24 protein-coding genes are annotated in these 12867 nt (G+C 66.0%); 12 read left to right on the top strand and 12 right to left on the bottom strand.

What is annotated here, in order from left to right; genetic code table 11:
* Positions 1–34: 34 nt before the first annotated feature.
* The 10 genes from ACVN9Z_RS18445 to ACVN9Z_RS18400 are packed head-to-tail and all read right to left on the bottom strand — an operon-like array spanning position 35 to position 5436.
* Complete coding sequence (locus tag ACVN9Z_RS18445; RefSeq protein WP_458212491.1) at positions 35–562, bottom strand: hypothetical protein; 528 nt, start codon at positions 560–562, stop codon at positions 35–37.
* Positions 559–1308, bottom strand: a complete 750-nt coding sequence (locus tag ACVN9Z_RS18440) for a hypothetical protein (RefSeq protein ID WP_458212490.1) — start codon at positions 1306–1308, stop codon at positions 559–561. The genes ACVN9Z_RS18445 and ACVN9Z_RS18440 overlap by 4 nt, the downstream gene beginning before the upstream one ends.
* On the bottom strand, positions 1308–1901 hold the full coding sequence (locus tag ACVN9Z_RS18435) for an endonuclease domain-containing protein (RefSeq protein WP_458212489.1): 594 nt from the start codon (positions 1899–1901) through the stop codon (positions 1308–1310). The genes ACVN9Z_RS18440 and ACVN9Z_RS18435 overlap by 1 nt, the downstream gene beginning before the upstream one ends.
* Entirely contained in the window at positions 1898–2374 is a 477-nt protein-coding gene (locus ACVN9Z_RS18430; protein WP_458212488.1) for a hypothetical protein, read from the bottom strand. Before ACVN9Z_RS18430 ends, ACVN9Z_RS18435 begins: the two co-directional genes overlap by 4 nt.
* A complete protein-coding gene (locus tag ACVN9Z_RS18425; protein WP_458212487.1) occupies positions 2371–3141 on the bottom strand; it encodes a hypothetical protein in 771 nt (256 codons plus the stop codon). The genes ACVN9Z_RS18430 and ACVN9Z_RS18425 overlap by 4 nt, the downstream gene beginning before the upstream one ends.
* Positions 3134–4042, bottom strand: a complete 909-nt coding sequence (locus ACVN9Z_RS18420; protein ID WP_458212486.1) for a hypothetical protein — start codon at positions 4040–4042, stop codon at positions 3134–3136. The genes ACVN9Z_RS18425 and ACVN9Z_RS18420 overlap by 8 nt, the downstream gene beginning before the upstream one ends.
* Positions 4039–4428, bottom strand: a complete 390-nt coding sequence (locus ACVN9Z_RS18415) for a hypothetical protein (RefSeq protein ID WP_458212485.1) — start codon at positions 4426–4428, stop codon at positions 4039–4041. The genes ACVN9Z_RS18420 and ACVN9Z_RS18415 overlap by 4 nt, the downstream gene beginning before the upstream one ends.
* On the bottom strand, positions 4428–4853 hold the full coding sequence (locus ACVN9Z_RS18410; RefSeq protein WP_458212484.1) for a hypothetical protein: 426 nt from the start codon (positions 4851–4853) through the stop codon (positions 4428–4430). Before ACVN9Z_RS18410 ends, ACVN9Z_RS18415 begins: the two co-directional genes overlap by 1 nt.
* A gap of 32 nt (positions 4854–4885) precedes the next feature.
* Positions 4886–5065 (bottom strand): hypothetical protein, encoded by a 180-nt coding sequence (locus ACVN9Z_RS18405; protein ID WP_169535634.1) that lies wholly within the window; start codon positions 5063–5065, stop codon positions 4886–4888.
* Complete coding sequence (locus ACVN9Z_RS18400) at positions 5062–5436, bottom strand: helix-turn-helix domain-containing protein (RefSeq protein ID WP_458212483.1); 375 nt, start codon at positions 5434–5436, stop codon at positions 5062–5064. The genes ACVN9Z_RS18405 and ACVN9Z_RS18400 overlap by 4 nt, the downstream gene beginning before the upstream one ends.
* 95 nt (positions 5437–5531) lie before the next feature.
* Between ACVN9Z_RS18400 and ACVN9Z_RS18395 the strand changes: the two genes are divergently transcribed.
* Positions 5532–5696, top strand: coding sequence for a hypothetical protein (locus ACVN9Z_RS18395; RefSeq protein WP_192579584.1), 165 nt, complete (start codon positions 5532–5534; stop codon positions 5694–5696).
* 5 nt (positions 5697–5701) lie between these two features.
* On the opposite strand, the gene ACVN9Z_RS18390 is transcribed toward ACVN9Z_RS18395, so the two are convergent.
* Both ACVN9Z_RS18390 and ACVN9Z_RS18385 read right to left on the bottom strand, forming a co-directional pair.
* Positions 5702–5908 carry a hypothetical protein gene (locus ACVN9Z_RS18390; RefSeq protein WP_458212482.1) on the bottom strand — a complete coding sequence of 69 codons (207 nt, stop codon included), beginning with the start codon at positions 5906–5908 and terminating at the stop codon, positions 5702–5704.
* Positions 5909–6160: a YdaS family helix-turn-helix protein gene (locus tag ACVN9Z_RS18385; RefSeq protein WP_458212481.1), complete on the bottom strand. Its 252-nt coding sequence runs from the start codon at positions 6158–6160 to the stop codon at positions 5909–5911.
* Between the two features lie 71 nt (positions 6161–6231).
* Here ACVN9Z_RS18385 and ACVN9Z_RS18380 point away from each other — a divergent pair, with 71 nt between their 5' ends.
* The 11 genes from ACVN9Z_RS18380 (at position 6232) to ACVN9Z_RS18330 (ending at position 12840) form a co-directional block, all read left to right on the top strand.
* On the top strand, positions 6232–7302 hold the full coding sequence (locus ACVN9Z_RS18380) for a S24 family peptidase (protein ID WP_458212480.1): 1071 nt from the start codon (positions 6232–6234) through the stop codon (positions 7300–7302).
* A gap of 630 nt (positions 7303–7932) precedes the next feature.
* On the top strand, positions 7933–8262 hold the full coding sequence (locus tag ACVN9Z_RS18375) for a hypothetical protein (protein ID WP_458212479.1): 330 nt from the start codon (positions 7933–7935) through the stop codon (positions 8260–8262).
* Positions 8263–8303: 41 nt separating this feature from the next.
* The gene (locus ACVN9Z_RS18370; protein ID WP_458212478.1) at positions 8304–8540 is read left to right on the top strand and encodes a hypothetical protein; all 237 of its coding nucleotides are present in this window, start codon (positions 8304–8306) and stop codon (positions 8538–8540) included.
* A gap of 3 nt (positions 8541–8543) precedes the next feature.
* On the top strand, positions 8544–8906 hold the full coding sequence (locus tag ACVN9Z_RS18365; protein WP_458212477.1) for a hypothetical protein: 363 nt from the start codon (positions 8544–8546) through the stop codon (positions 8904–8906).
* 156 nt (positions 8907–9062) lie between these two features.
* A complete protein-coding gene (locus tag ACVN9Z_RS18360; RefSeq protein ID WP_458212476.1) occupies positions 9063–9566 on the top strand; it encodes a zinc-finger-containing protein in 504 nt (167 codons plus the stop codon).
* Positions 9563–9718, top strand: coding sequence for a hypothetical protein (locus ACVN9Z_RS18355; RefSeq protein ID WP_458212475.1), 156 nt, complete (start codon positions 9563–9565; stop codon positions 9716–9718). Before ACVN9Z_RS18360 ends, ACVN9Z_RS18355 begins: the two co-directional genes overlap by 4 nt.
* A gap of 2 nt (positions 9719–9720) precedes the next feature.
* The gene (locus ACVN9Z_RS18350; protein ID WP_458212474.1) at positions 9721–10062 is read left to right on the top strand and encodes a hypothetical protein; all 342 of its coding nucleotides are present in this window, start codon (positions 9721–9723) and stop codon (positions 10060–10062) included.
* Complete coding sequence (locus ACVN9Z_RS18345) at positions 10059–10913, top strand: PD-(D/E)XK nuclease-like domain-containing protein (RefSeq protein ID WP_458212473.1); 855 nt, start codon at positions 10059–10061, stop codon at positions 10911–10913. Before ACVN9Z_RS18350 ends, ACVN9Z_RS18345 begins: the two co-directional genes overlap by 4 nt.
* Before the next feature lie 11 nt (positions 10914–10924).
* Positions 10925–11929 (top strand): recombination protein RecT, encoded by a 1005-nt coding sequence (gene recT / locus ACVN9Z_RS18340; RefSeq protein ID WP_458212472.1) that lies wholly within the window; start codon positions 10925–10927, stop codon positions 11927–11929.
* A gap of 38 nt (positions 11930–11967) precedes the next feature.
* A complete protein-coding gene (locus ACVN9Z_RS18335) occupies positions 11968–12285 on the top strand; it encodes a hypothetical protein (protein WP_458212471.1) in 318 nt (105 codons plus the stop codon).
* 24 nt (positions 12286–12309) lie between these two features.
* Complete coding sequence (locus tag ACVN9Z_RS18330) at positions 12310–12840, top strand: hypothetical protein (protein WP_458212470.1); 531 nt, start codon at positions 12310–12312, stop codon at positions 12838–12840.
* The last annotated feature ends 27 nt before the right edge of the window (positions 12841–12867 follow it).

The raw sequence follows: 12867 nt of genomic DNA, 5'->3' as shown, positions 1-12867 counted from the left end.
CGCATAGCCCGTAGCAGCGCGAGGATCTTGCGCATCAATCCCCTCCCCGCCGGCCGCCCGAGAGCGACGGCGTGTATGGCTGGGCCGCGCGGGCCCGGGCGCCGTTCAGCAGCAGAGCCGGGGGCAGGCGCAAGGCCTGGCCAGGACGAACGCCAGGGACGACCGTGACGGGCCCCGCGTAGGGACGCTCCGGCTCCGGCTCATGCGGCGCGGCGTGCGCGCCGACGTGGCTGGCTAAGGACGCCTTCAGCCAGCGGTCATACGCCTCCTGCTGGGTCTCGCCGCGGCGCTCTACCCCGCCACCGGCGCACAGCCACAGGCCCAGCTCGACCTTGCGCAGGCGCGGCCGGATTCGTCCGGCCGGCTTCGCCCGCTTGGCAGGCGCTTTGGTGCGCGGCCTGGCCGGGATCTCGCCGGCCTTCTCCCGGTGGCGGCGCACCAGCTGCGCGATGCGCGTGGCCGTGACCTGGTATTCCAGCGCCAGCGCGCCGGTGGCCTCACCCGCCAGGCGGCGCTGGACGATCTCCGCGTTGCGCGCGGTCTGTTCGTGGGTCGTGTTCATGCTTTGCGCTCCTGCGCCACGGCGCCAGCCTTTCGCGTGCGTCGCGTCTTCGGCTTGGCCAGCGGTGCGGCCCACTCCCGCTTTTCCTTGGCAATGGCCAGATGCAGGATCGCCAGGGCGTCGGCGTCGTTGTCCGATTCGGGGCGGAAGCCGCGGGCGCGCGCCTGGGCCTCCATGGCGGCCTTGTCGGCGTTGCCCTTCCCCGTCCAGTGCTTTTTGATCGTGCCCACCCCCACCGGCACCAGACGCACTCGGTGACTGTCAGCCACCAGCTCGGTGAGCGCCAGGAAGGCGCCGTAGGCGTGGGCGGCGTCCGTGCCGGCGTGGCGCTTGACGTCCTCGTAGGCGATGACGTGGACGTTGTTGTGCGCCACCACCTCGTGCAGGAAGGTGCGGAAGCGCTGCCAGCGCTGGCCAGGCGACCAGGACTTGCGCGGGGCGAACGACTCAGTGCCGTGGGTGATCGGCCGGTCGCGCATCTGCAGCGCCCAACCCAGCTTCGTCCCCAGGTCCAGCGCCAGGATGTTGACGTTCACGCCCGGCAAGGGCGCCACCTCAGATCCAGCATTGGCGCGGCGTGGCGAGGCGTTCGGCCCCGATTGGGCGCCATCCCGCGCCCAGGGGTCGGCGGGCTCGATGTTACTTTTTGCCAGCTCGGATGTGGGTGCTCCCGCGCGCGCGTAGCTGCCCGCCAGCGTGCCGGCCATCGGGTCGTAGGGGTCGGTGAGGTTGGGTGAGGCGTTCATCAGATGGTTTCCTTGGCGGGGAAGTGGCGGGCCAGTTGATCGATCACCGGCAGAATGGTCTTGGCGCGGGCGTCGTGCAGAACCTGCTGGCGGTCGTCCGGGTGCATGTCGTCGTAGCCGGGCGGCAGTTCCACGTCACGCAGGCACTGCCAGCCAGGCACCCGGTACACCGTCCAGCCGAGGGCGGCCAGCTTGCGGTCCCGCGCGGCGTCTTTGCGGGCGTCGTGAAACTGCGCGCCGTCGCATTCCAGGGCCACCTTGGCGATGGGGTTGCCGAAGTCGACGAAGAAGCCGGCCACCGGCAACTGCGGCCACATGGGCAGGCCGGCGCGGCGGATGTGATACCAGGCCTCCTGCTCGATCGGCGAAAAGATCAGCACCCAGTCGCCGACGGAATACTGGTTCTCGCCATCCCAGCTTTCCAGGCCGGCGTCGACTCGCACCTGGAATTGCCGGTAGGCGCGGCGGATGCGCGAGAACATCTCGCCCAGGTTCGCGGACCAGGTGGCCTGCTGCAGCGGGTAACGCTGCGACACGCGCAGGTCGTCAAGGAATGCCGCCATGTCGTCGGCGACGTGAACGGGCTCTTTCATGCGTCGGTTTCCTCGGGTTGGGTCTGGTCCAGCCAGGTGGCGCCCTGGCCGGCGCGTTTCGGGGTGCCCATGTGTTCCTGGGGCTGGCGGCACTCGTCGCCCAGCACGCGGAGCATGTGGACGCCCAGGTGGTAGGCGGTGACGCCGCGCACGCTGGGCACCTTCTCCAGCAGGTCGGCGCGGCCCAGGGCTTTGATGCGATCGCGCACCTTGCGGCTGACGGTGTCGCCCTTGGGGCGATTGACCAGCCAGTAGGCGGCGGTGAACAGGGCCTTGCGGTTCTGGGCGCGCGCGCTGATGTCGTCGAACTCGGACCGCGGCGCGCCGAAGTGCAGGCGGCAGTGCCAATCCTTGCCGCCCTGGGTGCTGGCGGTCATCGTGCCCGGCAGGCAGCAGCCGAAGGCAGCGCAGATGCCATAGCCCCCGCTTTCGTTGCCGCCCACGGCGGCGCTGGCTTCGGCGTAGCTGCTCATGCGCGGGCTCCTTGCTGGTGCTGGGCGACCTTGGCCGCCGTCTCGGCCTTCAGGACGTCGAGGCGGTCACGTTCGGCCTGGCTGGCCGCTTCGGCTTCGCGGCGGCGCTTCTCGGACGGCGTGATGGCCTTGGCCAGCATCTGGTGCAGCTTGCGGATGTTCTCGGCCGCGACCTCGTCGTCGGGAGCGCCGAACTCGGCCGCCGGCGGCGGCAGCAGGCCGGCCACGTGCGGCGCAGGCAGTTGACCCAGATCCACGGCGTGCTGCAAGACGGCCTCGCGCTGCGCGAGGTCATGTCCCAGGGATGCCACCCAGCGCACCGGCCTGAACTCGGCGCGGGCCTTGCTGACCATCCGGCCGTAGGCGGCCTTGAACGCCATCCGGGCGCCAACCTCGTCGCCGCGCGCCAGCACAGGCCGGGCCGCCGCCAGCGCCGCGGCGATTTCTTCCGTCCAGACCACGGTGACGGCCTCGTCGTCGGCCTGCATGGCGATCGACCACGCCTCATCCGCCTCCGGCCGGCCGTCCTGCGCCGCCGCGCCCTCGATCTGCGCCACGATGTGCGCGGGCTGGATCATGGTCTTGAACTTGCCGGCATCCGGGTCGATCAGGTGCGCTTGAATGGCCTTCTCGACCAGGTGCATCGGGTAGCGACTCACCGCCTGGAAGAACAGCGCCTTGCCGCGCGCGGTCAGCGTCGGCAGTTGGCGCAGCGCGGCCACGTCATCCAGGATCTGCGCGAATTGGTCGAAATCGTCCTCAGACATCGATGACCTCCTGCTGGTGTTGCGCACGCGCGCCGGCGCCGAACAGCAGACGCTTGGCCTCGGCGTTTTCAGCGGCGGCGTTCACCGGCGGCAGGCCGGAGCCGGGCCGCCGGCTGGGCTGGCGCGCGATGCGCTCGTTCAGCGCCTTGGACAGCCAAGCGGCGGGCTCCAGCGCCTCGACGCGCATGCATTCGGACGCCAGTTCCCACGCGCCCTGATCGCCCAGTTGCTTGCGCGCGCCGCCGAGCAGGGACCGGGCGCTGCTGTCGCGCACACCGCGGGCGACGAACCACGGCACGGCGACCTGAAACAGGGCTTCGCTGGGTGTGAGCCCTTCTGGCAAAGCCTCGGGCTTCGACGCGCCAGCGTCAGGAGGACCGTTAGGTCCTACTGAACTACCCGAAGGAGAAGAAGAAGATGAAGAAGAAGAGCCGTCACCTAAGGGGGGCTTTGGTGAAGACTTAGATGGTTGCTTTGGTGCTGCCTTAGATGCTGCATCATTGCCATCACCAAAGCGCGAACCTTCGCCGCGAATGGTGCGGACATACTCGTCTTTCACCATGCGGCTGGAATACCAGATCGGGCCATCTTGGGGGGTGACAAGGGTGACGGGTTCGCCATCCTTGCGGCCGCTGCGCGGCGTGTAGACGAAGGGCTCGTCGAGCACTTTGTCGTCGCCCTTCAGCACGCCCTTGGCCACCAGCCCCTTCACCAGCGCCACCGGGCAGCCGGCCGCCTGCGCGATCTCCTTCATGGGCCAACGCAGGACGCCATACTCTTCCTGGTCGTGCATGAGACACATGATGTCCAGCCAGGCGCCCTTTTCCGCGTGTGTGCAGCGGCGCAGGTTGCTGTTCCCGGTCCAGTCGCCGGGGTAGAACTGGAATGACGGCCGCTTCATGCTGCCTCCCGAAGCTTGCTGGCGCGCACGGGCTCCCACCGGGTGTATGCCCAGTCGAAGGTGGCGCGCTTGATTTCTCGATCGATCCCGCTCTGGTCGTAGAGCGCATGGCAGAAGTGGCAGGCGGGAACGGTGAAACGGTCGTGAACCTTCAGGCCCATGCCCTTCCCTTCGTTCTGATGGGCAGGCACGACCGTGGGGTCGCCTTCGTAGCTGCAGCACCCGGCGAATTGCAGGTAGCAGCGCTCGCCGCGGCAGGCGGCCAGGTACTTCGGTTCGTGGCCGGGGCGCTTCTTCGGCGCGCGGCGCTTGAATGGGGTGCGCTGCAGGCCGGTGGTGGCCTTGAGCGGGGTCTTGCGGGTCAGCGGTGCGGAGCGCTTGAGCATCAGTCGCCCCTCACTTCCAGGATCACGCCGCGGGCGGCGAAGTCGTCGCGCACCGCATCGGCGTACTTGGTCAGCTGGCGCGTGTTCATCCGCGACGTGACCGGGAACACCCGCATGGCGATCAGCTTCTTCTCGTAGGGCAGCGGCTTGATGGAGCCGTCGTAGGCTGCGCGGAACTCTTCATCCTCGGCGCGCAGGATCGGAACCCCGTGATGCAGCTTGCAGTAGCACTTCCAGCCCAGCGCATCATCTTCGGGCAGCGCCTGGGCGATCTCGCCGTACCAGGCGTGGGAAAACGCGTTCTGGGCGCGCGAGCGCGGCTTCTGGCGCTCGCGGATCAGTACCTCGTAGGGACGCTCTGCATCGAGCGGCAGGCGCGGCAGCAGATCCAGCAGCGCCGACAGCTGGCTCGGCCCGACCAGCAAGAAAGACTTCGGATTTAGCAGGCGCGCGCGCATCAGTGCCTCGTCGAAAATGCGGTGTGGCGGCCGATGACCAGGAAGGCCTCGCGCAACTGGGGGTTCAGGTCTTCGCGCAGCATCATTTCCTCGTAGGCCTTGGCGCGGTCCCAGCCGTGCTGACGCAAGGCCTCTTCGAACGCGCGCTTGGTGATGGCCAGGGCTTCCTCATAGCTCATGCTGTCCTCTGGGCGATGACTTCTTCCATGATGGTCAGCCGGCCCAGATGGTTGAGGTATTGGCGGATGGCGTGATTGCCCACGGCCTCCTCGAACGCGTCGATGCAGTCCGCCGGCAGGTCGAGCCGCGGCCGCTTCTTGTTGTCGAGCGGTTCGGGGTGCAGGTAGCTGCTCACGTGCGGCGCGTACAGGCCGCATTCCTCGGCCAGGCTGCGCTGCGTCATGTTCGGGCGGCCCCGGTGTTCCCAGGCAAGGCGCACGGCCTCGCGGAAGGTCTTGCAAGCCGCCACAGCAGACGGCGGCAGGAATCGCTTTCCGGCGGGCGCCGGGAACGTACTGGCGCCATAGACAACTGCGGGATGGGTGTGCACTGCTCTTCCTTAGGAAAAAATCATCGGGTTACAACGTGAGTTACAGCGTGGAGCCGGGCAAAAATTTTTCGCATCGACAACCCGACGCGAACGAAATGACCGACACCGAAAAGCTGCTGCAGAACGCCCAAGACATCGCCCGCAGGACCTTCGTGGACCCGTCCGAGGCCGCGGTGATGGCCATCTTTGAAGAGCTGCGCGCCGAGCGCGACCGCATGGCCTGGGCCACCGACGACCGCGTCGGCGCGACGGTGCATTGATGGCGTCATGTCGCCTTCCCTTCGGCTGCGTCCGCAATGCGCCGCAGGACCGCGCGCACGTCGGCCTTGAGGTCCGGCGCATCTGCGGCGATGGTGCGGATCAGTGCAGGTGCACCATCACCAACGGCGGCGGCGAAGGCCACAGTCGACAGGGCCAACAGAGCGGCCACCACCGTCTCCAATTCTTCGAGGCGCTGCTCGGTGGTCTTCATCTACGCCGCCTCCTGCTGGGCCGCGGCGGACGTCGCCAGCTCGGGCCAGATGCGTTGCCAATCATCGGGCCGGAGATCTCTGCGGGAGACGTCGCCGCCGGTTACCTGTTCAATCGCGGCGCAATGCTCCACGGGAACAGGCCGGCGCCCAGTGCGCCACTGGTATACGAGCGCTGGGGAAACGCCCACATGGCGGGCGAGCGCTGCCGCGCTGCTCGCATCATCCCGGTTCAGGTAGCTGTTCAGGTCCATGGCAAAAACTATAGCTTTGCTACAGTTAAAACGCAAGCCATGCTACAGATTAATTTGAATAGCATTGCTACATGAAAATCTGGACGATCGAAGAAGAAGCCGCCGCACTGCGCAAACGCTTTGAGGGCGTAAACCGCGCTGCATTCGCGCGCGACCACCAGGTCAAAGGTGGCCAGGCGATGATTTATCAGCACATCACCGGCCGGCGTCCGATCAGTGTTGAAGCGGCTATGGCTTACGCTTCAGGATTTCAATGCTCCCTCGAAGAAATCAGCCCAAGGCTGGCCATCGAGGCTCAAAAGGCTGCGGCGCTCTCATCTGAAGTACCTGTTGCTGCGCCGGGCCCGGCGATATCCTGGCCGTTCTCATCAATCTCCGAAGCCGCTGTACGCGCTCTACCACCTAGCAAACTAAACGCCCTAGACGGCGCGCTTGCCCTTGCCATGGCGCAGCTCAACATAGGTATAGAGGTTGCACCAAAGAGATCTCTACCCTCGCGGGCCGCGGCCGGCTCTTTGGTTGACATAGACACAGCGGCCGACGAGTTCCCCATGAGCATTGGCGGCGTGCTTCCTCCTTGGAAGGAGGGCGCCACTACGACCCATCAACTCGAGCGCGCAACCTCCAAGCCGTTGGCAAATGCCTCGGAAGTCGTGACGAACGTCCGTGCGGGCGATCCGCCTGCAGCCAATGAAAAGATCGAGAGGGTGCCTGAACTCGGGGAGGTCCGACTGGCAGCTGGTGACGGCATAGAAAATCACACGGAGGAGATAACCGGATTCGTGCAATTCCGTAGGTCCTTTCTCCGGTCAGTTGGCGCTGACAGCGCCCATGCGCGTGTGGTGTATGCCCAAGGCGACAGTATGGAGCCGCTGATCCGTGATGGGGCGGCCCTTTTGCTTGCCCTCGACGAAGGTCTCACGCTGCAAGATATCGCTCCCGGCTCCGTCTACGCTATCAACTATGACGGCAAGATGCTGGTGAAAACCTTGGCAAAGGACCGCCTCACTCGCCGATGGGTCGCCAGGTCAATAAATCCGAAGCATCCAGATATCTCGTTGGAAGACGACGTGCCGGTACGCATTCTTGGCCGAATCGTCTGGACTGGCGCTAGACTACCCAGAAACGTTAGCGAACAGTGACTTCGGTCTAGGACAAAGGTGGAAAATGAAACTTGTCTTACTTTTGGCTGCCTCTCTTGCTCTGGTCAGCCCCTTCAGTGCAAACGCTGAAAAGATAATCGCCATATGCAAGGACCCGCAGGGAGTTGTCATGGCGTCACCGTCCAAAGGGGACAAGCCAACGATCACGGAAGACGGGTTTAAACAAGCCACTTGGACTTTCACCTGGGACAGCGCCTCACCCGGGTTCGGTCAGGTAGTGGTTCAAAGCTCGGCGAGCGCCGGCGGCCGTGCAGAATCATCATCGCTCCCAGCAGTGAAGCGGTCGGTAAACGGGCCGATTTCGTTTGTCGCTCCGTATGAGCAGGGAACATGGCTTTACACCCTGTTCCCGCAATCCAAGACCCTGTTGACCTCTCGCCATCTGGAAGGCCTTCCCGGGGAGCAGCCACACGCGGGACTCTTCTATACCCGGTGTGATATCACCGTCAGCAGATAACCCGGCCCGAACCCAACTTGCTAAGCCCGCCCGTCGCGGGCTTTTTTCTTGCCTGTTACAAAAAACTGTAGCATAGCTATTGCACCGAAACTGTAGCGTTGCTATATTTCTCCCAACACCTCCCCACCCCGGGGAGAACTGGGAGAAACAGCATGGCAAGCGATCTGATCCTCACCCCGGACCAGCAGCCCCGCGTCATCGCCTTTGACGATTGGATGGTGTGGGCGCGTGATGCACAAGGCCGCATCGTCGAAACGTGTACTGAAATGTGGCCCGAATGGCTGGACGAAGCCCGCGACCCGTCCGACATGGAAACCGACGAATACCGCGCCGCCGTGCTGCGCATCCTGCGCACGAAGCGGCCGCAATGGCGCGATGCCCTGGCTTTCGCAGAAGACCAGGAACACCGCGACATGATTCTGCGCGACCTGGCTTCGCTGGAAGCCGCGCAGGCCGCGTTCATCGCCGGCGCCACCGCCTGACCTTCCCCACCCGCCCCGGGTGCCGGGGCAAGGAGACCACCATGGAACAGCAAACCAAGCCGAAGGCGACCGATGCCGAAGCCGTGCACGTCATGCGCCAGTACGGCGGCTCGTTCGTGAAGCAGTTGGCGCAGTTGTGGCTGACGGCCGACCCGATGAACCAGGCGCGGCTCAAGGAAGCGTTTCGGCCGGAGTTTGACCGCTACCGCAAGGACGCCGCCGCCCTGAAGCATTACCAGGGCCTGGCGCGCGAGGCCGAACTGGCTTCGAGGAACTGAGCCATGGGTGCCTATCACGCAGAACTGATGGACGACCTGCTGCGGGTCGCGCCGCCCTACTCCCTGCCGCACGAGCCGGACGAAGACGCGCCGACCGTGACGAAGGCGCAGGCCGTGGCCGCGGTGGTGGCGTGCCTGTCGAACGAAGCGCCGACGGCCTACGGGCTGACGGCGGCGGACTGGGCCGAACACCTCATCAACGAGCTGGCCGACAACTCGGCGGCGGTGCTGCTGGTGCTGCTGATCGGCTCGGCCGTGCCGAGCGTGGGCGAGTTCCTGGCCGGCCACCTGGGCAACTGCATCGAGGGCCTGGCCAACCGCCAGCTTGCCAAGATGAACGCGGACGAGCTGGAGGCCTACCTGTGATCGGCTTTCTCATCATCGGCGCGCTGTGCCTCTACTACGCGATCGTTGAAGCCTGGAGGTCCCGCAAATGATGGCCTACGCCATGTGGGGCTTGGCCGCCCTTTACGCAATTGCCCTGATCGGCGACGCCTTGATGGCGCGCCACCGGAGAAACGCATGACGACCATCAACGTCCTGGGCGTGGACCCGCGCAGCCAGAGCAAGACCATGCTCAAGGCGCCGGCGCCGCTGCCCCATGTCTCGCGCCGCGCGCTGGCGCGAGTACGCGACCGCATCGAGCCGCCCACGTCGTGCCATTGCTGCGGCGGCCCGGTGAAGCTGACCAACAACCGCGACATCTACAACGGCCAGTCCTTTGGCGATTGGCCCTATGTCTACCGGTGCGCGCAGTGCCAGGCCTACGTCGGCCTGCACCCGGACACCGATCTGCCGCTGGGCATCATGGCCGACCGCCAGACGATCCAGGCGCGCAAGGAGGCCAAGACGGTGTTCCAGCGCATGGTGCTGGTGCGGCACAACCGGGACCGCAACGCCGGCTATGCGTGGCTGGCCCGCGCGCTGGATATCCCGGCGTCCATCTGCCACTTCGGCATGTTCGATCGCTCCCGGGCCCTGGCCGCGCGCAACGCATGCTGGTGCGCCCTGGAGGCCCGGCAATGATCCGCCGCCTGCTGCGCGCCCACTGGGAAGGCATCGTCATGGCCCTGCTGATGACCGTCGCTTTCTCCCTCGCCGGCCTGTTGGACGAGCCGGCGCCCACCCTCACCGCCTGCGAAGGCTGCGGCAAGACCGCCGTCGCCGCCAAGGAATGAACATGCACAACCTGAAAGCCATTCGCCGCATGCCCTGCAGCGAACTGAACATCTACCAGCACGCATTGATCGCGGTCGCCGAAGAGATGCTGGCCGTTCGGAAGTTCGCCAACGAAGTGCGCACCTCGACTTGGATGAGGCAGACCTTCTACCGCGAAACGGTGCGCCGCCAGGCAGACTCGGTGGAAACCCGGCTGATCGCCACGCTTTTTGCGTTCAGCGGTCCCATCATTTGGATGATGGGTACCGATGTCTTTGAAGAGTACGACCTCCTGAAAGAAGCGTGCTTCAACGAAACGGCCTTCCTGACCAGCGACGCCTATCTGCTGGGTGAGCAGCAATGAACGCCATCACCGAACCCGTCGCGCTCATCGACGCGCCGTGCACGATCGAAGGCCAGGACATCGAGGCGTACCACCGCGGCCCGGGCATCAGCAAAACCGGCCTGGACCACGTGGCGCGCTCGCCGGCGCTGTTCTACGCCCTGCACCTGGACCCGGCCCGGCCGGCCGAGAAGGAGCGCGCCGGCCAGCTCGAGGGCCAGCTTGCGCACTGCGCCATCCTGGAACCGGCCGAGTTCGACAAGCGCTATTCGGTGGGCCCGGACGTTTCGCGCGCCACCAAGGCCTGGAAGGAATGGGAAGCCAGCCTGCCGGCCGGCGTGATCGCCATCAAGCCCGACCAGCGCGAGACGGCGCTGCGCCAGGCCGAGAGCGTGCGCCGCCTGCCGGACGTTGCCGAGGCCCTGGCCGCCGGCCGGCCCGAGGTTTCGGCGTACTGGATCGACCCGGACACGGGCGTTCTGTGCCGCTGCCGGCCCGACTGGGTGCACCCGGCCGGCGAGTCCGGCGTGGTGCTGCTGGACGTCAAGACCTTCAGCGACGCCAGCCCGGCCGAGTTCGCCCGCCAGATCGCGCGCAAGCGCTACCACGTGCAGGACGCCTTCTACAGCGAGGGCTACGCCCGCGCCGCCGGCGTCGACGTGCTGGGCTTCGTATTCGTGGCCGTCGAGACGGAATGGCCGTTCGCCGCCAGCGCCGTGATGCTGGACGAGCCGGGCAAGCGCCAGGGCGCGATCGACATGCGCCGCGATCTGACCACCTACGCGGCGTGCCTGAAGGCCAACGACTGGCCCGGACACGGCGCCGCCATCCACCAGGTTTCCATGCCCGCTTGGGCGCTCACCAACGAATGACAGGACCGATCATGTCCCAAACCACTTCCCTCGCGGACCTCAAGAAAACTTCCAAGATGGTCGCCTCGCAGGCCGGCATCGGCCAGGTCAAGGCGTTCATGGAATCGCAGAAGGCCACGCTCGCCGCCGTGCTGCCGCGCCACGTCAGCCCGGACCGCATGCTGAAGATCGCGCTGGGTGCCATGCGCACCACGCCCAAGCTCATGGGGTGCACCGTTGAATCCCTGATGGGCGCCGTCGTGCAGGTGTCGCAGCTCGGCCTGGAACCGAACACCCCGCTGGGCCATGCCTACCTGATCCCGTTCGAAAACCGCCAGAAGAACACCACCGAAGTGCAGATAGTGCTGGGCTACAAGGGCCTTATCGACCTGGCCCGCCGCTCCGGCCAGATCGTGAGCATCGCCGCCCACGAAGTCTGCGCCAACGACCATTTCGAATACTCCTATGGCCTGGACGAAAAACTGGAGCATCGCCCGGCGATGGGCGACCGCGGGGAGGTGATCGCCTTCTACGCCGTGGCCAAGCTGGTCGGCGGCGGCCATGCGTTCGAAGTCATGAGCAACCAGCAGGTGCTGGACATCCGCGACGCATCGCAGGGCTGGAAGCAGGCCAAGCGGTACGGCAAGACGGAAAACACGCCCTGGGGCGCGCACTATGCCGAGATGGGCCGCAAGACCGTCCTTCGCCGCCTGTTCAAGTACCTGCCGGTCAGCATCGAGCTAGCCAACGCCGCCGCGCTGGACGAGCTGAACGCCCGCGGCGAATCGCAGGCCCTGGACAACGTCCTGGAGGGCGACTACATCACGCCCGCGCCCGGCGATGACGCCGACGACACGCTGGCCGCCGCCGCGCTTGCCTTCGATCCCGCGCCCATCCTGCAGCAGATCACCGACGCCAACACCGTCGACGCGCTCGACCTGGTCGCCGACAGCTTCCGCGACGCGCCGGACGAGCACTACGACGCGCTGAAGAAGGCCTACGACGCCCGCCGCGCCGCGCTCGGCTCGGCCGCCTGACCCTTTCCCAACGTAGCACCCAACCCCTGGAGAAATCCATGCATCCATCCCACGTCAGTTCTTCCCTGTCCGTTGGCGCTGCCCAGAACCAGCCCACGCCGGTCCCCAGCGGCGAAATCGTCGACGCGCTCCACGAGCTGAACCGCGTTCTGGACAACCTGGAAGTGGTGGCCGGCGGCGTCTTCGAGCGCCTGGCGCCCGTCCTGCGGCCGGAAGCGGACATCGCAGGCGGCACCTGCGCCAGCAATGCACCCCGCGACACCCCCTTCGGCGCCGATCTGGGCCGCATTCAAGGCCGCATCGAGCGCCTGCACAGCCAAGCCGCGAACGTCAGCTTCCGCCTGGCGCTGCCCTGACCAATCACCCTGGAGCCCTGCCCCATGTTCTCGATTACCGAGCAAACCGCCCGCTTGCAAGTCACCAACCGGCTTGAAAAACACGGGCCTTCCAATGTGCCCGCGATGACGTTGCGGCTCACCTTCCGCGCGCCCAACGACATCCTGTCGGAAGTGGATTCCACGCTGAAATCGTCGCTCTATCGCCGTCCGCACCCTGGCGAGAACGACATGGCCGACGAGGCCGACGAGCGCATGCAGGACCCCAACTACCTGCCGCGCCTGCGCCATCCCAAGATGAAGAACAAGGTGGTCATCGACGAGAAGATCGTCGGCGCGAAGTTCACCCTGCATTACGGCCTGGGCGGCCCCAGCAACACCGTCCTCGACGACGTGAACGTCGACAACTTCCAGTTTGATCCGCAGGACGGCGGCACCGTCGAATGCTCCATCGACATCGACATGGTGCCGAGCGAACAGGCAGCAGGCCGGATCTTCATGCAAAACGGGCAGGACGTCGTGTTTTCGGTGACGCCTCCCGAGGAACCGCAGGCATCCCTGAGCCTGGACCAGTAACCCTTTGGCCGGCCCGGCGGCGGGCTA

The sequence above is a fragment of the Achromobacter sp. KK8 genome, from assembly GCF_054188005.1.
Note: the sequence above shows the minus strand (reverse complement) of the source record. Positions and strands in the feature narration are given on the sequence as shown.